This window comes from Streptomyces ossamyceticus (assembly GCF_001418475.1).
Taxonomy (GTDB): Bacteria; Actinomycetota; Actinomycetes; order Streptomycetales; family Streptomycetaceae; genus Streptomyces; species Streptomyces ossamyceticus.
Genome location: NZ_LIQX01000044.1, coordinates 1 through 20,097 on the forward strand (window position 1 = coordinate 1; position 20,097 = coordinate 20,097).

The window sequence follows — 20,097 nt, forward strand, 5'->3', positions numbered from 1 at the left end:
CTTCCGGCGGCACGCCGCCGGTGTCGCCGTGATCACCGCCCAGGGCGTCACGGGCCCGGTCGGCTTCACCGCCACCTCCCTCACCTCGGTCTCTGCCGAGCCGCCGATGCTCTCCTTCGGCATCGGCACCGGCGCCTCCAGCTGGCCCGCGATCGCCGAGGCGGAGTACGTGGGCGTGCACATACTCGGCGAGCACCAGCGGGAGCTCGCCGCCACCTTCGCCCGCAGCGGCGCCGACCGGTTCGGGGCGCCCACCGAATGGCGTAGCGGCCCGGAAGGGGTTCCCGTCCTCGACGACGTGCTCGCCTGGCTGGTGTGCCGGGTGGTGGCCCGGGTCCCGGCGGGCGACCACCGGATCGTCCTCGCCGAGGTCGTCCTCGGCGACCCGTCGGGCGCGGGGCGGCCGCTGCTCTACCACCAGGGACGCTTCAGCGGCCTGCGCGACTGATCCGCGCGGGCGAACGGGGGCGCGAGGTTTCCCGCCGATTCCCGGCCGATTACGCAGGGTTGCCTACCTCACAGTTCAAAGCGCTTGCTTAGCGGGGATGGGATGCGGGACGGTAGGCGTCGTACTGGCGAGTAATATTCCGACCGGAGCGCAGGTCGCCCCGATCGGGATCGGCCGCTTCAGGCGCCTATGCTGCCTCCATAGCAGGCAGCCCAGAAATGACGATGCAGTAGGAGAGCCGGCGTGAGCTTGAGGATCGTTGTCACTGTGAAGTACGTGCCCGACGCCACTGGCGACCGGCACTTCGCCGATGACCTGACCGTCGACCGCGACGACGTGGACGGTCTGCTCTCCGAGCTGGACGAGTACGCCGTCGAGCAGGCGCTGCAGATCGCCGAGGACGCCGACGACGCCGAGATCACCGTGCTGACCGTGGGCCCCGAGGACGCCAAGGACGCGCTGCGCAAGGCGCTGTCGATGGGTGCGGACAAGGCGATCCACGTCGAGGACGACGACCTGCACGGCACCGACGCCATCGGCACCTCCCTGGTGCTGGCCAAGGCGATCGAGAAGGCCGGCTACGACCTGGTGATCTCCGGCATGGCCTCCACCGACGGCACCATGGGCGTCGTCCCGGCCCTGCTGGCCGAGCGTCTGGGCGTGCCGCAGGTGACCCTGCTGTCCGAGGTGTCCGTCGAGGACGGTGTGGTCAAGGGCCGCCGTGACGGCGACGCCGCCTCGGAGCAGCTCCAGGCGTCCCTGCCGGCCGTGGTCTCCGTGACCGACCAGTCGGGCGAGGCCCGTTACCCGTCGTTCAAGGGCATCATGGCGGCGAAGAAGAAGCCGGTGCAGTCCTGGGACCTGTCCGACCTCGACCTGGAGGCCGAGGAGGTCGGTCTGGAGGGCGCCTGGACGGCCGTCGACTCCGCGGCCGCGCGTCCCGCGCGCACCGCCGGCACGATCGTGAAGGACGAGGGCGAGGGCGGCAAGCAGCTCGCTGAGTTCCTCGCGGGCCAGAAGTTCATCTAAGGCCCCCGCGGCCCGGCCCGGCCCCCTGCGGCCCGGCCGAGCCCAACTCCCTTACGCCCCCTCAGACTTCGTAATTCCGCTAGGAGAACCATTCCCATGGCTGAAGTTCTCGTCTACGTCGACCACGTGGACGGTGCCGTCCGCAAGCCCACCCTGGAGCTGCTGACCCTGGCCCGTCGCGTCGGTGAGCCCGTCGCGGTCGCGCTGGGTGCCGGTGCCGCCGACACCGCCGCCGCGCTCGCCGAGCACGGCGCGGTCAAGGTCCTCACGCACGACGCCGCCGAGTACGCCGACTACCTGGTCGTCCCGAAGGTCGACGCCCTCCAGGCCGCCGTCGCCGCCGTCTCCCCGGCCGCCGTGCTGGTCCCGTCCTCCGCCGAGGGCAAGGAGATCGCCGCCCGTCTCGCGCTGCGCATCGGCTCGGGCATCATCACCGACGCCGTCGACCTGGAGGCCGGCGACGAGGGTCCGGTCGCGACGCAGTCGGTGTTCGCCGCGTCCTTCACCACCAAGTCCCGTGTCTCCAAGGGCACCCCGGTCATCACGGTCAAGCCGAACTCGGCCGCCGTGGAGGCCGCCCCGGCCGCCGGCGCCGTCGAGGCGCTGGACGTCACCTTCTCCGCGCAGGCCACCGGCACCAAGGTCACCGGCCGAACCCCGCGTGAGTCGACCGGGCGTCCGGAGCTGACCGAGGCCGCGATCGTGGTCTCCGGTGGCCGTGGAGTCAACGGCGCGGAGAACTTCGCGCTGATCGAGTCCCTCGCCGACTCCCTCGGCGCGGCCGTCGGCGCCTCGCGTGCCGCGGTGGACGCCGGCTGGTACCCGCACACCAACCAGGTCGGCCAGACCGGCAAGTCCGTCTCGCCGCAGCTGTACATCGCCTCCGGCATCTCCGGCGCGATCCAGCACCGTGCCGGTATGCAGACCTCGAAGACCATCGTCGCGATCAACAAGGACGCCGAGGCGCCGATCTTCGACCTCGTCGACTACGGCGTCGTCGGCGACCTCTTCGACGTCGTCCCGCAGCTCACCGAGGAGATCAAGGTCCGCAAGGGCTGAGCCTCCCGGCGCTGAAAGGCCCCCGCGACCGTACGAACGGTCGCGGGGGCCTTCGCTCATCCCAGGGTGAGTGAGGCCTGCACCGGCAGATGGTCGCTCGGGTACAGCCCGTCCATCGAGAAGGTGTTCATCGCGGCCCAGTTGGAGGTCACGCCGGGCGAGGTGAGGATCCAGTCGATCCGCCGGCCGCCCGGTCTGAGTCCCCGGTAGCCGTGGTAGGTGCCGTACGCCTCGCTGCGTGAGCCCGCCGCGTCCCAGGCGTCCACGAGTCCGATGTCCAGCATCCCGTCGTACACCCGGTTGTCGTGGGCGGCCGCGTTGAAGTCACCGGTGACGACGACCGGCAGCGACCGGTCCCACCCCGCGATCGTCTTGCCGATGAGCCCCACGGACCGCTCGCGGGCGTACTGGCTGACACTGTCCAGATGGGTGTTCAGGGCGTAGAACTCCCGTCCCCCGTCGGCGAGATCGGCGAATCGGACCCAGGTCACCATGCGCAGCCAGTCCGCGCCCCAGGTGTTGGACGCGATCGTGTACGGGGTGTCCGACAGCCAGAAGTGGTCGAACTCGATCGGCTCCAGTCGGCGGGTGTCGTAGAAGATCGCCATGAACTCGTCCTTGCTGCCGCCCCCGCGCCCGGTGCCGATCCAGTCGTAGTGCTCGCCGAGATCCTTCTCGATCATGCGCAGCTGCTGGTAGAGGCCCTCCTGGGTGCCGATGAGGTGGGGCCGCTCGCGGCGCAGCAACGCCCGCATCACCGGACGGCGGACCGTCCAGCGGGGCGTCTCGTCGACGACGGTCGCGAAGCGCACATTGAACGTCATGACGTTCAGCGCGCCCGCGTACTCGCCGGCGGCAGCGGGCTGTGTGGAGCCCGCCGTGGTGAGCAATGGTGCGGCGATGGCGGCCACCGCCGCGGACTTGAGTCCTTGGCGGCGTGTCACTCCGGCCTCGTTCGGCACGCGATCTCCTCCCCTTGGGAGTCAGGATGAAGCTTGCCGAATGAATACGGAAGAAGGCGGTGGGATAGCGGTGACCAGGGGGAAGCATGGGGAATCCCACGCCGGAACGGTGTTGACCCGGGCCGAGATCCCCGACTAGCTTCGTCATGCGGATTGCTGATTCCGTAGAGCGGAAGATGGAGGTCGGAATGGGGCAGGGTCGGCAGGAGAACGTGGCGACGAGTCTCGCGGGCGCCGTCAGCGAGGAGATCAGCGCCTCCCTCGCCCCCGTCGACGCGGAACTGGAGCGCCGCTACCCCGGCGACCCCGGCACCCGCCAACCGGTGCACACCGTCTACGTCCCCGGCGACGCGTTCGCCGCCGACACCCTCCGCACCTGGGGCGACCGGGCCCTCGCCGCTCTCGACGCGCACGCCCCCGACGCCGCCTCCTTCGCCGCCGTCCTCGGCCTCCCCGACCACCTCGCGGGCCCCGTGTACGACCGTGTCCGCGCCAAGCTGGAACGCGAACCGATCGAGGACCTCCGCGTCGACTTCGAGGACGGCTACGGGCCGCGCCCCGACGCCGAGGAGGACGAGGCCGCCGCCCGCGCCGCCCGGCTGATCGCGCGGGCGTACGCGAACGGCACGGCCGCCCCCTACATGGGCATCCGCATGAAGTGCATGGAGGCACCCGTCCGGGACCGGGGCATCCGCACCCTCGACATCTTCCTCACCGGCTTGCTGGAGGCCGGCGGCCTGCCCGACGGGCTCGTCCTGACCCTGCCCAAGGTGACGTACCCCGAGCAGATCACCGCCATGGTCCGCCTCCTGGAGGCCTTCGAGAAGGCGCGGGGCCTCGCGCCCGGCCGGATCGGCTTCGAGATCCAGATCGAGACCAGCCAGGCCATCCTCGCCGCCGACGGCACCGCCACCGTCGCCCGCATGATCGGCGCCGCCGAGGGCCGCGCCACCGGACTGCACTACGGCACCTTCGACTACAGCGCCTGCCTCGGGGTCTCCGCCGCCCACCAGGCCAGTGACCACCCCGCCGCCGACCACGCCAAGGCGATCATGCAGGTCGCCGCGGCGGGCACCGGCGTCCGCGTCTCGGACGGTTCGACCAACGTCCTCCCGGTCGGTCCGACCGAACAGGTCCACGACGCCTGGCGCCTCCACTACGGCCTCACCCGCCGCGCGCTCGCCCGCGCCTACTACCAGGGCTGGGACATGCACCCCGGCCACATCCCGACCCGCTACGCGGCCGTCTTCGCCTTCTACCGCGAGGGCTACGAACAGGCCGCCGCCCGCCTGTCCCGCTACGCCAACCGCGCCGGCGGCGACGTCATGGACGAGCCCGCCACCGCCAAGGCCCTCAGCGGCTATCTGCTGCGCGGCCTGGACTGCGGCGCCCTCGACATCGACGAGGTGTCCGGGGCGACCGGGCTGACCCGCGCGGACCTGGAGGGCTTCGCCGCGCCCCGCAGGGCGGACCTGACTGTTTCCGGCCACTGATTCAGGCCGGTCGTGTAGCGGTCCTGTGACAGCGGTCGCCGCTGGTCCGAGCCGTCCCCCGCGGCACCGTAGTCTGTACGCCCACTCATTGACGTGTTCAGAGGAACGGGGCACTGGTGTCTTCGGGGGCGAACGAACAGGCGGACGGCGTCGGACGGGTCCTCGCCGGGCGGTACCGGATCGTGCGGCAGCTCGGACGCGGTGGGATGGGCGTCGTCTGGCGGGCCGTGGACGAGGTGCTCCACCGCGAGGTCGCCCTCAAGGAACTACGCACCTACACCGACGCCGACGCGCCCGAACTCGCCGATCTGGGGCTGCGGATGCAGCGCGAGGCACGGGCCGCCGCCCGTATCCGGCACCCCGGGGTCGTCGCCGTGCACGACGTCGCCGAGGTCGACGGCCGCCCGCTGATCGTGATGGAGCTGGTCGACGGTCCCTCCCTGGACGACGTCCTGCGCGACCGGGGTCTGCTCGATCCGCGCGAGGCCGCCGCCATCGGCGCCAAGGTGATGGACGCGCTGGCCGCCGCCCACCAGGTCGGGGTGCTCCACCGCGACGTCAAGCCCGGCAACATCCTCCTCGACCGTTCCGGCAGGGTCGTCCTCACCGACTTCGGCATCGCCACCATGGAGGACCCGAACGACGGTTCCGCCACGCATCTGACCCGCAGCGGCGAACTCGTCGGCTCCCTCGACTACCTCGCCCCCGAGCGCGCCCAGGGCAACGACCCCGGCCCCGCCTCCGACGTCTGGGCGCTCGGCGCCACCCTGTACGCGGCCGTCGAGGGCACCTCCCCGTTCCGCCGCACGTCCACCTGGTCGACGCTGACCGCGATCGTGGCCGAGCCGCTCCCGGAGCCCCGGCTCTCCGGCCCCCTCGCGCCCGTGCTGCTCCAACTGATGGACAAGCGTCCCGAGAACCGCCCCGACGCGTCCCGGGCAAGGGAACTGCTGGAGGCGGTGGCCTCCGGCACCGCGTCCGCCACACCGACCCCGGGTGCCACGGGCCCGACGGCGCCGCGCGGACAGGAGACCGAGCGGAGCGTGCCTTCGGTGCCCCCTGGCTTCGGCCCGCCCACGGCGGGCGCGGGCGGCGGCTTCGGCACCGCGGATGCGGACGCGGGTGCGGGTGGCGGTGCGGTTGCCGGTCCCGCTGCGGGCGCCGGCGCCGGCGCGGGCTTCGGGCCGCCGCAGCCGATCCAGGGGGCCGGGACCGGGGCGTCCCCGTCGGTCGACGGCGCCGGCTCCGGTGCGCAGCCGCAGGTCCCCGCCTCGGGTGCCGTCACCACGGTGTCCGCTCCCGGCAACCCCCGGCGCCGCAAGGGGCGTGCCCTGCTCGCGGCCGTGGGCGTCTTCGTGGTCCTCTCCGCGACCGGGGCCACGGTCGCTCTCATGAACGGCGACGACGACTCCGGGACGGGCGCCCGGCCCGCGCCCACCGAATCGACCGGCGCCACACCGCCCAAGGGCGCCGACCGGGACGCGGTCGACGTCTCGGACGACTCCGAGGACAAGAAGAAGGACGACGAGAAGGCGGACCCGAGCGGGAAGCCCAAGGAGGACGACGGCAAGGAGCCCGAGCCGTCCGCCTCCCCGTCGAAGGACGGCACCGGCGGTACGACGGGCGGGGGTACGGGCGGTTCGGAATCCTCGGGCGGCTCCACCGGCGGCGACACGACCGGCGGGACCACCGGAGGCGGTGCCACCGAGGAGCCGGTCTGCCACCCGATCGGCGGCGGCAAGTACAACTGCACCGTGTGGACCACCGCCAAGTCCTACGACGCCGCCGGCACCGAGGTCGGCGTCCTCAAGGCGGGCACCAACTACTTCTACTGCCAGCAGAACACGGGCCGCCGCGAGACCTCCGGCCGCTGGACGAACGTCTGGTGGGCCAAGACCGACGACGACAGCGGCAATCGCGACGTCTTCGTCAGCGTCGTCTACGTCAAGGGCGGCGACAACGACGCCGCGGTGCCCGGCCTCCCGGTCTGCTGAGGGTCCGTCGGCCGCTGTGACCGGGGATGCGGCCGTACGTACGGCTCAAGCCCCGAGGTCGTCGTCCACCTCTGCTCCGCGAACAGCTGCCGCCCTCGGGCGCACAGGGCGCGGTCGCCGCGGGCCCGGGCGCAGAACTCGTCGGGCGTCGTGCCGAACAGCTCACGCAACTCGGCCGACGCCGCGAGGAGTTCGGTGAGCAGCGGGCGCTGCCGGCCAGGGTGGGGGCGAGGGCCGGGGCCGCCGTCGCGCAGGACGCCCCACCGGTTGACGTAGATCCAGGCGGTGTCCAGGACGTCGCCCGACTCCAGCTCGACACGGAAGTCGGCGGCGGGCAGGGCGGCCCGGTGGAAGTTCCCCGTCGGTGAGTCGGCGCCCTCGCTGGTGTCGATCACGGCGAGCTGCGCCTCGTCGAGCCAGGTGATGAAAAGGTCGCGGGTCGCGCCGGGAGAGCGGAACGGCGACGCGGACAGATAGCCGAGCAGACTGACATGGGCGGAGACACCGATCCCGATGCCCGTCACCCTGGCCCTGACCATCGGGACACGGCACCGCACACCGTGCTCCGCCATCTTGTGCACCAGCTGCGCGGGACAGGCGTTGGATCCGACCGAGAGCACGGGGACACGGTCCTCGAAGCGCAGCGCGTCCAGGGGCAGCATGCGGTTGCCGTCCAGGAGCGCGGACTCCTCGGGCCAGGCGCCCGGATAGCTCAGCGGGTCCTCGCGAGGCGCCACGTCGAGGCCGAGCGCCTCCAGCGTACGGGGGTCGGGGGGCGACAAGGCTCAGTCCTCGGGCGGCAGTTCGCCCGAGCCGCGGGCGATCAGCCGGGTCGGGAGCTCGATGCGCTCCGGGGCGAGCAGGGAACCGTCCAACTGCTGGAACAGCCGCTCGGCGGCGGTCCGGCCCATCCCGGCGGGGTCCTGGGAGATCACCGTGATGCCCGGCTGGAGCAGATCGGCCAGCTCGAAGTCGTCGAACCCGACGAGGGCGACCCGCCGGGCGTGCTCGGCGAGGACCCGTACGACCGTCACCGTGACGCGGTTGTTGCCCGCGAAGACCGCCGTCACCGGGGCCGGACCGGACAGCATCTCCTCGGCCGCCCTGCGCACCCGCTCGGGGTCGGTGACACCCAGGGACATCCAGGTGTCCTCGACGGGTATGCCCGCGTCCGCCATGGCCGCCCGGTAGCCGCGCAGGCGCTCGGCGGCCGTGTGGATGCGCGGCATGTCGCCGATGAACCCGATACGGCGGTGCCCGTGCGCGATGAGGTGGGCGACACCGTCGCGGGCGCCGCCGAAGCTGTCCGACAGCACGACGTCCGCGTCGATCCGCCCGGCGGGCCGGTCCACGAACACCGTGGCGACGCCCGCCCTGATCTCGGGCTCCAGATAGCGGTGGTCGTCACCGGCCGGGATGATCACCAGTCCGTCGACGCGGCGCGCGCACAGCGCGAGCGCCAATTCCTGCTCCCGGTCCGGGTCCTCGGCGCTCGAACCGTTGATGAGGAGCGAGCCGTGGGCGCGGGACACCTCTTCCACCGCCCGGCTGAGGGGGCCGTAGAACGGGTCGGCGAGGTCCTCCAGGACCAGGCCGATGCTCGCCGTGCGGCCCTTGCGCAGCACCCGCGCGCTGTCGTTGCGCCGGAAGCCGAGCGCGTCGATCGCCTCCTGCACCCGGCGCTCGGTGTCCGGCGTGACGCCCGGCTCGCCGTTCACCACCCGGGAGACGGTCTTCAGGCCCACGCCGGCCCGGGCGGCGACGTCCTTCATCGTCGGACGGTTTCCGTACCGGTTTGCCGGTCTGCGGGCGATGCTGCGGGCGGTCTCGGGCACTCTGCGCTGTCCTGTCCTGTCGTCCCCGTGCGTGGCCGGTGGGGCCGTCTCCCGCGGTCCACGGTGTCGTCGTGGCCGTGGGTCCCGCGGTGCTCAGGTCCGTCGGTGCGCACCGACCGGTCCTCACCGGTCGGCGGTCACCGTGCTCGCGGTCCTGGTCGTCGGCGTCGGGCACCGGCTGCGCTGTCCAGAGGTGGTGTCGGTGGTCATGACTCCGCGGCCTCGGCTCTCGTCGGTGGTCACCTGAGGCGCGGTCCGCGGTGTCATGGGTGGTGCGTGTCGGATTTGTGCGGCTGTTGCGGATGTGGCGTCGAGCATAGAGCCTGGACAACGTTGTCACAGCCGGGGGAGACTGTCTATCGCATTCTCTGGCCGGCGCCCCCATCAGGCGAGCGTCGTGCTGCCCGTTTTTCCGGCCGGAGATCCGGGCGCCGCAGGATCCGGGTGCCCGGGAGGAGACTCGGAGCGGGAGAACTGACACTGATGCAGACCGACCTCGTGGCCGCGCTCGACATAGGCGGCACCAAGATCGCCGGGGCGCTGGTGGACGGCCACGGCCGGATCCTGGTGCGCGCGCAGCGCCCGACGCCCGCGCGGGAGGACGGCGACACCGTGATGCGGGCCGTCGAGGAGGTCCTCGGCGAGTTGACCGCCGCCCCGCAGTGGGATGCCGCCACGGTCGTCGGGATCGGCAGCGCGGGCCCGGTGGACGCCTCCGCCGGCACGGTCAGCCCCGTCAACGTCCCCGGCTGGCGCGGGTTCCCGCTGGTCGACCGGGTACGGGCGGCCACGGGTGGACTGCCCGTCGAACTGATCGGCGACGGTGTGGCCATCACCGCCGCCGAGCACTGGCAGGGCGCCGCCCGCGGCCATGACAACGCCCTGTGCATGGTGGTGTCGACAGGTGTCGGCGGTGGTCTCGTCCTCGGCGGCCGACTCCACGCCGGGCCCACCGGCAACGCCGGTCACATCGGCCACATCAGCGTCGACCTCGACGGCGACCCGTGCCCGTGCGGTGCCCGCGGCTGCGTCGAGCGGATCGCGAGCGGCCCCAACATCGCCCGCCGCGCCCTGGAGAACGGCTGGCGGCCGGGCCCCGACGGCGACACCTCCGCCGCCGCGATCGCCGCCGCGGCCCGCGCGGGCGACCCCGTCGCCGTGGCCTCCTTCGAACGGGCCGCGCAGGCTCTCGCGGCCGGTATCGCCGCCACCGCCACGCTCGTCGAGATCGACATCGCCGTCATCGGCGGCGGTGTCGCGGGCGCCGGTGACGTCCTGTTCGCCCCGCTCCGCGCCGCCCTCAAGGACTACGCGACCCTGTCCTTCGTCCAGCACCTGACCGTCGCCCCGGCAGAGATGGGCACGGACGCGGGTCTGGTGGGAGCGGCCGCGGCGGCGCTGGCACGGGGTCGCTGAGGCGGGCGCCGCCACGCCGGCGAACGGGCCGGGGCCGGCGGGGGTACTGCCTGGGCGTGGTGATGTGGGCCGGCGTGCCAGCAGCCGCCGACCGTCGGCCCCGGCGCGCTGCTGCGCGGCCTCGGGCGCCGACCGCTCCGAGGACGGCGGCTGGGCGCCGCGGCCTGGGGCCGGGGGCGCTGCGGGCGGCGGCGAGGCGTCGGGCTGCTGTCCGGCACCCCGCCCTCCCCGGTTCGCCTGGCCGGGTGGCTGGGTGGCCGGTACGGCCAGGGGCCGACGACCGGCGGCAGAGAGGACGCCTCCTGGGCCAGCAGCTCGGCTGCGGGCCGTCTGACGACCTCCGCCGCGGGCCGGCCCAACGCGGCGGACCAGCTCGGTCATTTCGAGGGCGGACTCGGCGGCGTCGTCGCCGAGGCCGTGCTCGGCTGGGGCGCGCGGCGCTATCTCGACTCCCGGCCCGGCCGGATGCCGTTCAAGGGGAACTCGAGACGTTCGGGCGGTGGGGGCAAGCACCGTCTGCTCTCCCAGATCCCCGCCCAGCGCCGCCGGATCACCGCCGGGGCACGCACCCCCCGGGCCCTGCTCACCGTCGGCGTCTCCTCCGGCGCGCTGCTCGCCGCGATCCTCGGTGCCGCCCTGCTGTCCGACGACGGCAGCGGTGCGGACCCCGCCGCGTCCACCAGCGCCGGCGGCGGTGTCGCCACGGCGCCCGACACCGGCGACGAGTCCGGCACCAGCGCCTCGCCGACGCCACCCGCGAAGGCCGGCCGCCCCACGGCACCCCAGCAGACCCGGCTGCGCAACCAGGCCGCCGACCTGTGCCTCGACATCCAGGGCGGCAAGGCCGTGAAGGGCGCCTCCACGGAACTCGCCGTGTGCTCCTCCGACTGGACCCAGAAGTGGTCCTACGAGGAGGACGGGCTGCTGCGCAGCGTCGCCAACCCGGAGCTGTGCCTGGACTCCCAGGTGGACGCCGGTGTCGTCGTGCTCGGTACCTGCGCCGACGAGGACTCCCGGCGCGGCGAGGACGTGCGCTACGACTTCACCGTGCAGGGGGAGTTGCTGCCCCGGTGGGGGGAGGGGCTGGCCGTCGCCCCGACCGGGACCGAGGCCAAGGCCGATGTCGTGGTGAAGGGCCGGGACGACTCCACGATCCAGCGCTGGCTCACCGACGGCGTCACCGCCAGCCCCGAGTCGCTCTCCGTCTCCGGCTCCGAGGCGCCCAGGGCCGAGACCGAGCAGGTCACGAAGGAGCCGAAGGCGAAGGAGAAGGAGGAGGCACCGGCGCCGGATGCGCGGAAGCCGGACGAGCCCGAGCCCGAAGTCTCCCCGGACGCCGAGCAGAACGGCTCGATCATGTCCATCGGGAACGACACCCCGACCGAATCGGAGGCGAACTCCGACACTCCGCCCTCCCTCACCACGCTCCACCTGTCGAATCTGCCGAACCTGCTGCCGGGAGTACTGCCGGGGGGCGACGCGTAGGAGGGGGCGGCGCGACGCGTGGCGCTGACCCGCGCGCCCCGGTCATGACCGGGGCGCCGCGTCCGCGGCGCCGGTGCCGCGGGTGAGGAGGTCGGCGACGCGGGCGATCATCCGGCTCTCCTCGCCGTCGCGGAGGGTCGTCGGGTGGTACGCGAGCACGAAGCGGCGCCGCTGGTCGCGGGTGGAGAACGCGGCGTTCTTGTAGCCGTACGTCTCGCCGGTCTTGCCCCAGAACGTGAGGCCGTTGACGGTGGCCTGCTGCAGCCCGGTGCTGTAGCGGGCCGGGGAGCCGTCCAGCATGCGCACGTCGTCCGGCGGCAGCGTGAACATCAGCCGCAGCAGCTCAGGAGGGAGCAGTTCGCCGGAGAACAGTGCGGCGAGTATCCCGTCGAGGTCCCCCGTGGTGGAGATCATGTCGCCCTCGCCGCGGCTGGACGACTGATCGTAGGTGGTGATGTCCCGCAGGGTGCCGTCGGTCATGCGCAGACAGCCGTGCACATGCCGGCCGTGGACGCGCGGGTCGTCGCCCGGCACGACGGTGTGCGTCAGATCCAGCGGGCGCAGGACGCGGGCCTCGACGGCCTTCCCGTAGGGGCGGCCGGTCACCTTGTCGATGATGAGGGCGGCCAGTACGTAGTTGATGCCGCGGTACTCCTGCCGGGTGCCCGGGGTGAACTTGAGCGGCCCGTGTGTCGCCGTCGCCACCCACTCGTGCGGCGTCCAGTGGTCGAAGCGGTGCTGGAACACCTCCTCCGGGGTCCTGGGCTCCGGGATGCCGACATGGTCGGGCAGTCCACTGGTGTGGTTCAGCAGATGCGTCACGGTGACAGCCGCGAAGCGGCGCGGCAGCAGCCCCGGCAGGACGCGCCGCACCGGTGCGTCCAGGTCGACCCGGCCCTCCGCCACCAACTGCAGCACGACGGTGGCGACGAACACCTTGGTGATGCTGCCGATCCGGACCTTGTCGTACGCCGTCACAGGCCGAAGCGTCCGCTGGTCGGCCACCCCCGAGGTGCCGTACCAACGGCCGGCCGTGCCGCCGACCCGTAACTGGGCCGCGGTCGACGGAGGGTGCTCCAGGTCGTCGACAGCAGCCTGGAGCGCCACGGGATCCAACGGCGGGAGCGACGCGGACGAGGCGTGGACGCGGGCCGCGGGCAGCACCGAGGCGGTGGCCAGCGCGGCCGCCCCCCACCCGCTGACGCCCCCAAAAGCCCTGCGTGACATACGAATCGAGGTCATGCCCTCACACTGCCGGACGGCCCCACACCCACGCATCGGGGTCCGCCCCGGAGAGATCCCCGAGCACACCCTGACGCACCCCGCACATTCCGCCGTCTGATTGATCGCCCTGCGCACTGCGCCTCTGCGCGCCCCGGCGCTCCCGGCGCTCCCGGCGAGGAATCCCCGTGTGCGCCCCGCCATCGGCGCCAGGGAAGCGCGCCCCCGTCATCGGCGCCAGGGAAGCCGCTGACGTTCGCGTCGCTCTGCGCCTGCGCGACGGACGCCGAGTCGACCCGCAGGGGTCGACGAGGTCCTGGCCCGGATCAGTGCTCTCACCGGCGTCCACAGCACCGCCCTGTGGGCCGACGTCGCCCCGTAGCGTCGGCGGGGTGCGTGCCGGCCCCGGTTCAGGAGGCCTTCGCGGGGGACCGCTTCGTCGATCTGGGCTTGCTCGGGGTGCTTCGGGCGGACTTGGCAGGCGGGCTCTTCCGGGGCTCCGGCTTGTCCGGGGCCGGCTTCGCCGCTTCGGTCGACGTCGCGCGGCTGCCCGCAGTCCGCCACTTGAACTCGATCTCCAACTCGACCTCGCCGCCGCCGATCTCGATCTCGATCTCGCTGCGGAGGTCGTCGGGGATCCGCAGGCTCAGCGTTCCGGGGGTGAGTTCGATGTCGGCCTCGCCGCCCTCCCGCAGGGCCTCGGCCAGCGCCGTGAGTTGGTCGGCCGCCTCACGACGTGACAGCGAGCGCTTCTGCTCGAACTTGAGGTCCTTCATGGAGGTCTCCCATCCCTCACCCAACGGGTGGACAGTGACCATTCTGCTGCCACGGGCGGAATCGGACATCCGAGACATCCGCGTGGCCCCGGGACATCCGCAGGGCTCCCGCCCGAAGCGGCCGCACCACGGGGCCCACCAGCCCTTCCCGTGCGCGCGGCCCGGACCCGCTCTACCGTTGAGGGGGGCCCGAGCTCACGGAAACCCGAGCCCCTTCGCCCATGTCTCCCCCGGCTCGCACCTCACCTGGAGGGCATTCGACATGTCCACTGCATCTGAAACCCCGGTCCTGGACACCCTCGCCGCCATGACGGTCGACTCGTTGGAGCGCTGCGGGCTGCCCCCGGACATGCTGATCCTCACGCGGATCGCCGCACTCGCCGCGTCGGATGCCCCGCCCATCTCCTATGTCGCCCACATCGACCCCGCCCTCAGGACCGGCCTGACCGCCGAGCAGCTCCAGGACGTGCTCGTCGCCATCGCGCCCATCGTGGGCACCGCCCGCGTCATGACGGCTGCGGGGAACATCTCCACCGCCCTCGGTATCGCCATCGCCGTCGCCGACGCCGGGATCGAGCCCCGGGCCTGACCGTACGGGCCGCAGCACCACAGGCAGGAGGGGCTCGATGTCCCAGAACGCGACCACGGCGATGCGCGCGGCACCCCACGCCACGCCCGAGGAACGCGCGGCCCTCGGCAAGGCGGCGCGCCGCCGCTCGCCGAGGTCGGGCCACGCCGTGTACCAGCCGTCCCCCCACCGGCCGGACCCGCTGTCGATCCTGGAGACGCAGTCCGCGGCCCGGGTGCCCGAACTGGTCCCGATCCGCTACGGCCGGATGATGGAGTCCCCGTTCCGCTTCTACCGGGGTGCCGCCGCGATCATGGCCTCCGACCTGGCCCGCAGCCCGACGTCGGGTCTCACGGCGCAACTGTGCGGGGACGCGCACATGCTGAACTTCCGGCTGCTGGCCTCACCGGAGAGACAGCTGATGTTCGACATCAACGACTTCGACGAGACCCTGCCGGGCCCCTGGGAGTGGGACGTCAAGCGGCTCGCGGCCAGTCTCGTCATCGCGGGCCGGGCCAACGGGTTCGACGACGCCCAGCGCGCCCGTATCGTGCGGACCACCGTCCGTCAGTACCGCGAGTCGATGATCCGCTTCGCGGAGGCGGGCAACCTCGACGTCTGGTACGCGAAGATCGGCGCGGACGTCCTCGAAACCCTCGCCGCGGGCCGGCTCGGCAAGCGCAGCCGACGGAATCTGAGCCAGGCCCTGGCCAAGGCCCGTACCCGCGACAGTCTTCAGGTGTTCGACAAGCTCACCGAGACGGTCGACGGTCGGCCCAGGATCGCGGCGGACCCCCCGCTGCTCATCCCGGTCTCCGATCTGCTGCCGGCCGTCGAGCGCGTCGGTCTCGAACGCCAGTTCAGGGGTCTGCTGGAGCGGTACGCCAGGACCCTGCCGTCCGACCGGCGCTCGCTCCTCGCGGACTACCGGCTCGCCGACGTCGCCCGCAAGGTCGTCGGCGTCGGCAGTGTGGGCACCCGGTGCTGGATCTTCCTCCTGCTCGGCCGGGACGGCCGGGACCCCCTCTTCCTCCAGGCCAAGGAGGCGGACACCTCCGTCCTCGCCCCGCACGTCGGCGCGAGCAAGTACGCCAACCAGGGCGAGCGGGTCGTCTCGGGCCAGCGGCTGATGCAGGCCACCAGCGACATCTTCCTCGGCTGGGAAAGGGTGGACGGGTTCGACGGCAAGCAGCGCGACTTCTACGTCCGTCAACTGCGCGACTGGAAGGGCATCGCCATGCCGGAGCGGATGCGGCCGAAGGACATGCGGGCGTTCGGCGCGCTGTGCGGGTTCACCCTGGCGCGTGCGCACGCCCGGTCCGGCGACCGGATCGCGATCGCCGCGTACCTGGGCGGGGGCGAGTCGTTCGACCGGGCCCTCGCCAGCTTCGCGGAGGCATACGCCGACCAGAACGAGCGCGACCACGAGGCCCTGACCCGGGCCGTACGAACCGGCCGGCTCCCCGCGCGGGAACTGCGGGCCGCCTGACCCCTCCCTGCCTCCAGCCCCGCCGTCGCTCCGCCGTCGCCCCGCCGTCGCTCCGCCGTCGCTCCGCCGTCGCTCCGCCGTCGCTCCGCCGTCGCTCCGCCGTCGCTCCGCCGTCGCTCCGTCGTCACACCGGGGCCGGGGCCAGGCAGCCCCGTTCGACCGTCGCGGGCGTCCGGTGTCCTGAGAGAGCCAGGGTGAGGTCGAACTCGGCCAGCAGGGAACGGACGACGTGCTCGACGCCGGTCCGGCCGTCGAGGGCGAGACCGTATACGTACGGTCGGCCGACGAGGACGGCCCGGGCGCCCAGGGCCAGCGCCTTGAAGATGTCGTCGCCGGTGCGGACACCGCTGTCGAAGAGGACGGCCAGCCGGTCCCCGACCGCCTCGGCCACGCCCGGCAGCGCGTCCGCGGCGCCGACACAACCGGCCACCTGACGGCCGCCGTGGTTGGACACGACCACACCGTCCATCCCGGCGTCGGCGGCGAGCCGGGCGTCGTCGGGATGCAGAACACCCTTGAGGACGATGGGCCCGTCCCAGTGCTCCCGCAGGAACGCGAGGTCGGGCCAGGTCTTCCCCGGATCCCCGAACATGCCGAGGAAGTGCAGCACGGCCGCGTCGGGATCCTCGTGCACCGGCTTGGCGAGCCCCGCCCCGAACGCCGGGTCGGAGAAGTAGTTGGCGGTGCCGACGCCGTGCAGGAACGGCAGATACGCCCGCTCCAGGTCCCGTGGCCGCCAGCCGAGCATCGGTGTGTCCAGGGTGACGACCAGCACCGAGAACCCGGTGGCCCTGGCCCGGGCGAGGAAGCTCCGGGTGACCTCCCGGTCCTTCGCCCAGTACAGCTGGAACCAGCGCTCCGCGTCGCCCATCACCTCCGCGATCTCCTCCATGGGCGTACTGGCCGCCGAGGACAGGATGTACGGCACGCCCTGCGCGGCGGCGGCCCGGGCCGCGGCGGACTCCGCGTCGGGGTGCACGATCGACAGCACGCCGACCGGGGCGAGAGCCAGGGGGGCGGGCAGGGTGCGGCCCAGGACCTCGACGGTGAGGTCCCGTTCCCGTACGTCCCGCAGCAGCCGGGGCACGATCCGGTGGCGGTCCAGGGCGGCGCGGTTGGCGCGGGCGGTGCTGCCGTCGCCCGCGCTGCCCGCCACATAGCCGACGGGGCCGGCACCGAGACGGTGCTCGGCGAGTTCCTCTAGCCGGGTGAGGTCGGTGGGCAGCCGCGGCACGGCCCCCGCCATCCCGTTCAGATAGATCTCGTACTGGAAATCCGCCCAGTGCTTCGCCATCCGCGCCGTCCCGCCTCTCGTCGTCGAGCACGCTCCGTCCCGCCGACGATCCTGACGAGCCGGTCCGCCGCCGTCCACCACCGGGACGCGACGCGCCACTTCACCGTCGCTCCGGCCACTCTCGTCCCCCGCGTCCCGACATGAACACCGGAGGTCTCGACGAGGTCTTACGGAGGTCTCACGGGGGACGATCCGGGGCTCGTCACGGCGGCAAGCGGAATGTTTCAGGCCGATTGCCGAGCCGTGGAGATCCAGCCATCTGTGATCAACCGACGATCAAGAACCGCTCAGAATCGGGGTTTGCATGTTCGAATTCCGTGACTTCACGCCACTACTTCAACACTCAAAGTTACTGAAACCTGTGGGGTCGATGTGTGTTCCGGTCGTGGACCCGGCAGAGTGGCGCTCGCCGAACCGGCACCGATCGGGCGGGCTTCGTCCACGTGACAGGTGAGACGAAACCGCCGGCAATCCAAGAGCGGAAGGATGCACACAATGCCGAAAACCGCGCGATGGGCAGCGACTCTCACCCTGACGGCCACCGCCGTCTGCGGCCCCTTCGCGGGCTCTGCGCTGGCCGCCCCGCAGCCCGGCACGTCCGGGCTGTACGCGCCCTCAGCCATGGTCCTGACCACGGCCCACGGTGAGGACGCCGCGACCGCCACCCCTGAGCGCGCGGTCACCCTGACCTGCGCGCCGCGCCCCTCCGGAACCCACCCGGCCGCCGTCAAGGCGTGCGCCGAACTCCGGGCGAGCGGCGGGAACTTCGACGCCCTCAACGGTACGACCGGGGCGTTCTGCACCAAGCAGTACGACCCCGTGATCGTCACCGTCCAGGGCGTCTGGGAGGGCAAGCGCGTCGCGTACGAGCGTGTCTTCTCCAACGACTGCGTGAAGAACTCCGCGACGACGACGCTGTTCTCCTTCTAGAGGAGTTCCCGAGACCGGGGTCGTGTGGTTCCGCGAGTGATGAGCGAGGGCCCGTAACTGGGGAGTGCGTGCCCTGTCGTGGTGTGCCACGCGATCCCATCCGGGGGTCGGCCAGGCAGAGTGGGGCTGCCGGCCGACCCCCGGCATCTTGTTTTCCGGGGCCGAGGGCCCGACCCGTCACTCGGAGGTGACGGTCCAGCGGCCCACCTCCCGGTGTCCGGAGTCGTACAGGGCCTGCCCGTCGCCCGGTGCCATCTCGCAGTGGCGGAGGTTGCCGCCCCAGTACCGCAGGATGCGCTCCAACTCCTGGACGGCGGTGCCCTCGTCCCAGCCCGTACTGTCCAGGTCGACCTCGAGAAGGAACTTCACTTCGCGCGTCTCCACTTCTGTGTGGCTCGGATTGCGTACCGGTGGGACCGGCACGGTGTACACCTGCCCCCAGGTCCCTCCATCGTTCCACCCGATGTCCCGGTCAACCGTCGAGCATGGCTTCGCCGTTGACGCGAGGGCCGTTCTCCCGCGGTGCGCACACGCGTAGGGCCGGGCGGTCCGCCGCCCGGCCCCACGCGTGCCGTTCACCGGCCTCGCCGGTGTGAGTCAGGGTTTCATTCGCGGTCTCGGTCGGGGCTGCCGTCGTGCCGCGACTCCTCCTGGGCCCGTTCGTTCGGCGTGATCGCCTCACCGGCCTCGCCCCGGTGACGGCGCTGCCGGGCGGAGTCGGTGACGCGGGTCTCCGCCTCCTCGGCCTCGTGCAGGGCCTCCTCCAGGGCCGTCTCGGGCCGGTCGCCGGACGCACGCTTCTGATGACGGGTCATGGGGTTCGTTCTCCTTTCCTGTGGCGTCAGCCGGCCGGTGTCGCGATCCGCAGGGCGACGGGGCCGGCCTGACTCGGCAGCGAGGCGGTGGGCCCCGCGTCGTCGTGGGTGACCTCCGCCCACCAGGCGGGGCCGTCCTCGATGTTCCGGAGGAACACGCCCTCGCGGATCGCCCACGGGCAGACGGTCACCGACCTCAGGTCGGTCAGCTTCATGGTCGTGTGCCCGACCACCGCTCCGGCCAGGCTCTGCGCCGCGCGCGGCACGGAGATCCCCGGGAGCGTGGACCGCTCTGCCGCGGGGAGCGCGGCGAGGCGGTCGATCGCGCGCGCCAGGTCCGACCGGTGCAACTCCCGCTCCACGAACGGGCCGTGTCGACCGGGTGAGGCGCCGCAGAGTCTCGCCAGCTGCTGGAACGTGCGGGACGTGGCCACCGCGGTGCGCGGCCCCTCCCATCGGATCCGGGCGGCGACGTCCCGCAGTTGGTGGCGGACCTTGCGGCGCAGCGCCTTGACGCTGTCGGGCGACGGGATGTCCTGCCCGCCGAAGAACTCATGGGTCAGCCGGCCCGCGCCCAGCGGCAGCGACGCCACGAAGTCCGGCAGCCGCCCCCGCCCGAACGCCACCTCCAGGGAGCCGCCCCCGATGTCGAGCAGCGCGAGCGGCCCGGACCGCCAGCCCATCCACCGCCGCGCCCCGAGGAAGGTCAACTCCGCCTCCACCTCGCCGGGAAGGGTGCACAGGCGTACGCCGGTCTCCTCGCGCACGGCACGCAGTACGTCCCGGCAGTTCGGCGCGGAGCGCACCACGGCCGTCGCGAACGCCAACGGGGCCGAGGCGCCCCAGCGTTCCGCCGTCCGCGCCGCGGCCGCGACCGCCTCCGACAGCTGACGTACGGCTTCGTCGGGAACGTCCCCTCCGGGAGGCACCTGCTCCGACAGCCGCAGCCGCCACTTGGCGGTGTGCACCGGCAGCGGCACGCCGCCCTCGGTGTCCGCCACCACGAGCCGTACGGTGTTCGATCCCACATCCACCACGCTCATCCGCATGACCCCGGAGTACCCGCGAGCCGCCGCGACACGCGTGTCGCGGACGGCGGCCAGGGGTGAACAGTCGTGTACCGGCCGACCGGGCGCTCCCGCTCACCACCCCGGCCGTGGCCTACCGACCCGCCCCCCGATCAAGATGATCAGCCTTATTGCATATGATGTGCAGGTGCTGGACTACGACATCAGGCCCGCGGGCCCCGACGACCTCGACCCTGCGCGCGCGGTGATGCTCGA

At 72.6% G+C, this 20,097-nt stretch carries 19 protein-coding genes; 10 read left to right on the plus strand and 9 right to left on the minus strand.

The genetic code is table 11. The annotated features are described in order from the left end of the window. The 3 genes from AOK15_RS04160 to AOK15_RS04170 form a co-directional block, all read left to right on the plus strand. The coding region (locus AOK15_RS04160) for a flavin reductase family protein (RefSeq protein WP_055512859.1) at positions 1–448 on the plus strand (448 nt) is incomplete at its 5' end. Positions 449–691: 243 nt separating this feature from the next. Continuing rightward, positions 692–1,477, plus strand: a complete 786-nt coding sequence (locus AOK15_RS04165) for an electron transfer flavoprotein subunit beta/FixA family protein (protein WP_055512860.1) — start codon at positions 692–694, stop codon at positions 1,475–1,477. A gap of 96 nt (positions 1,478–1,573) precedes the next feature. Continuing rightward, the gene (locus AOK15_RS04170) at positions 1,574–2,536 is read left to right on the plus strand and encodes an electron transfer flavoprotein subunit alpha/FixB family protein (protein WP_055512862.1); all 963 of its coding nucleotides are present in this window, start codon (positions 1,574–1,576) and stop codon (positions 2,534–2,536) included. A gap of 56 nt (positions 2,537–2,592) precedes the next feature. Here AOK15_RS04170 and AOK15_RS04175 read toward each other — a convergent pair whose 3' ends face one another. Further along, complete coding sequence (locus AOK15_RS04175) at positions 2,593–3,498, minus strand: endonuclease/exonuclease/phosphatase family protein (RefSeq protein ID WP_055512864.1); 906 nt, start codon at positions 3,496–3,498, stop codon at positions 2,593–2,595. A gap of 188 nt (positions 3,499–3,686) precedes the next feature. Between AOK15_RS04175 and AOK15_RS04180 the strand changes: the two genes are divergently transcribed. Beyond that, positions 3,687–4,991, plus strand: coding sequence for a DUF6986 family protein (locus tag AOK15_RS04180; protein ID WP_055512867.1), 1,305 nt, complete (start codon positions 3,687–3,689; stop codon positions 4,989–4,991). Between the two features lie 116 nt (positions 4,992–5,107). After that, positions 5,108–6,985, plus strand: coding sequence for a serine/threonine-protein kinase (locus tag AOK15_RS04185; protein ID WP_055512869.1), 1,878 nt, complete (start codon positions 5,108–5,110; stop codon positions 6,983–6,985). Here AOK15_RS04185 and AOK15_RS04190 read toward each other — a convergent pair. Together AOK15_RS04190 and AOK15_RS04195 are read right to left on the minus strand one after the other, a co-directional pair. After that, entirely contained in the window at positions 6,931–7,767 is an 837-nt protein-coding gene (locus AOK15_RS04190; protein ID WP_055512870.1) for a hypothetical protein, read from the minus strand. The genes AOK15_RS04185 and AOK15_RS04190 overlap by 55 nt on opposite strands. Before the next feature lie 3 nt (positions 7,768–7,770). Beyond that, a complete protein-coding gene (locus AOK15_RS04195) occupies positions 7,771–8,820 on the minus strand; it encodes a LacI family DNA-binding transcriptional regulator (RefSeq protein ID WP_055512872.1) in 1,050 nt (349 codons plus the stop codon). Positions 8,821–9,303: 483 nt separating this feature from the next. On the opposite strand from AOK15_RS04195, the gene AOK15_RS04200 reads away from it, so the two are divergent. Both AOK15_RS04200 and AOK15_RS04205 read left to right on the plus strand, forming a co-directional pair. Further along, positions 9,304–10,236, plus strand: a complete 933-nt coding sequence (locus tag AOK15_RS04200; RefSeq protein ID WP_055512874.1) for an ROK family protein — start codon at positions 9,304–9,306, stop codon at positions 10,234–10,236. 417 nt (positions 10,237–10,653) lie between these two features. Then, the gene (locus AOK15_RS04205; protein ID WP_338059879.1) at positions 10,654–11,721 is read left to right on the plus strand and encodes a ricin-type beta-trefoil lectin domain protein; all 1,068 of its coding nucleotides are present in this window, start codon (positions 10,654–10,656) and stop codon (positions 11,719–11,721) included. Positions 11,722–11,763: 42 nt separating this feature from the next. Here AOK15_RS04205 and AOK15_RS04210 read toward each other — a convergent pair whose 3' ends face one another. Both AOK15_RS04210 and AOK15_RS04215 read right to left on the minus strand, forming a co-directional pair. Further along, positions 11,764–12,963: a serine hydrolase domain-containing protein gene (locus AOK15_RS04210; RefSeq protein ID WP_055512876.1), complete on the minus strand. Its 1,200-nt coding sequence runs from the start codon at positions 12,961–12,963 to the stop codon at positions 11,764–11,766. 389 nt (positions 12,964–13,352) lie between these two features. Continuing rightward, positions 13,353–13,718, minus strand: coding sequence for an amphi-Trp domain-containing protein (locus tag AOK15_RS04215; protein WP_055512878.1), 366 nt, complete (start codon positions 13,716–13,718; stop codon positions 13,353–13,355). A gap of 262 nt (positions 13,719–13,980) precedes the next feature. Here AOK15_RS04215 and AOK15_RS04220 point away from each other — a divergent pair, with 262 nt between their 5' ends. Next, positions 13,981–14,307 (plus strand): carboxymuconolactone decarboxylase family protein, encoded by a 327-nt coding sequence (locus AOK15_RS04220; protein WP_055512880.1) that lies wholly within the window; start codon positions 13,981–13,983, stop codon positions 14,305–14,307. 37 nt (positions 14,308–14,344) lie between these two features. Next, the gene (locus AOK15_RS04225) at positions 14,345–15,775 is read left to right on the plus strand and encodes a DUF2252 domain-containing protein (RefSeq protein ID WP_055512882.1); all 1,431 of its coding nucleotides are present in this window, start codon (positions 14,345–14,347) and stop codon (positions 15,773–15,775) included. Positions 15,776–15,899: 124 nt separating this feature from the next. On the opposite strand, the gene AOK15_RS04230 is transcribed toward AOK15_RS04225, so the two are convergent. Continuing rightward, complete coding sequence (locus AOK15_RS04230) at positions 15,900–17,069, minus strand: lactate 2-monooxygenase (RefSeq protein ID WP_055512884.1); 1,170 nt, start codon at positions 17,067–17,069, stop codon at positions 15,900–15,902. A gap of 495 nt (positions 17,070–17,564) precedes the next feature. Here AOK15_RS04230 and AOK15_RS04235 point away from each other — a divergent pair, with 495 nt between their 5' ends. Continuing rightward, positions 17,565–17,999, plus strand: coding sequence for a protease inhibitor (locus tag AOK15_RS04235; protein WP_055512886.1), 435 nt, complete (start codon positions 17,565–17,567; stop codon positions 17,997–17,999). 177 nt (positions 18,000–18,176) lie between these two features. Here AOK15_RS04235 and AOK15_RS04240 read toward each other — a convergent pair whose 3' ends face one another. From AOK15_RS04240 to AOK15_RS04250, 3 genes are all read right to left on the minus strand, one after another. Then, a complete protein-coding gene (locus AOK15_RS04240) occupies positions 18,177–18,368 on the minus strand; it encodes a hypothetical protein (protein WP_055512888.1) in 192 nt (63 codons plus the stop codon). Between the two features lie 236 nt (positions 18,369–18,604). After that, entirely contained in the window at positions 18,605–18,814 is a 210-nt protein-coding gene (locus tag AOK15_RS04245; protein WP_055512890.1) for a hypothetical protein, read from the minus strand. Positions 18,815–18,840: 26 nt separating this feature from the next. After that, positions 18,841–19,863, minus strand: a complete 1,023-nt coding sequence (locus AOK15_RS04250) for a Ppx/GppA family phosphatase (RefSeq protein WP_055512892.1) — start codon at positions 19,861–19,863, stop codon at positions 18,841–18,843. Positions 19,864–20,097 lie beyond the last annotated feature (234 nt).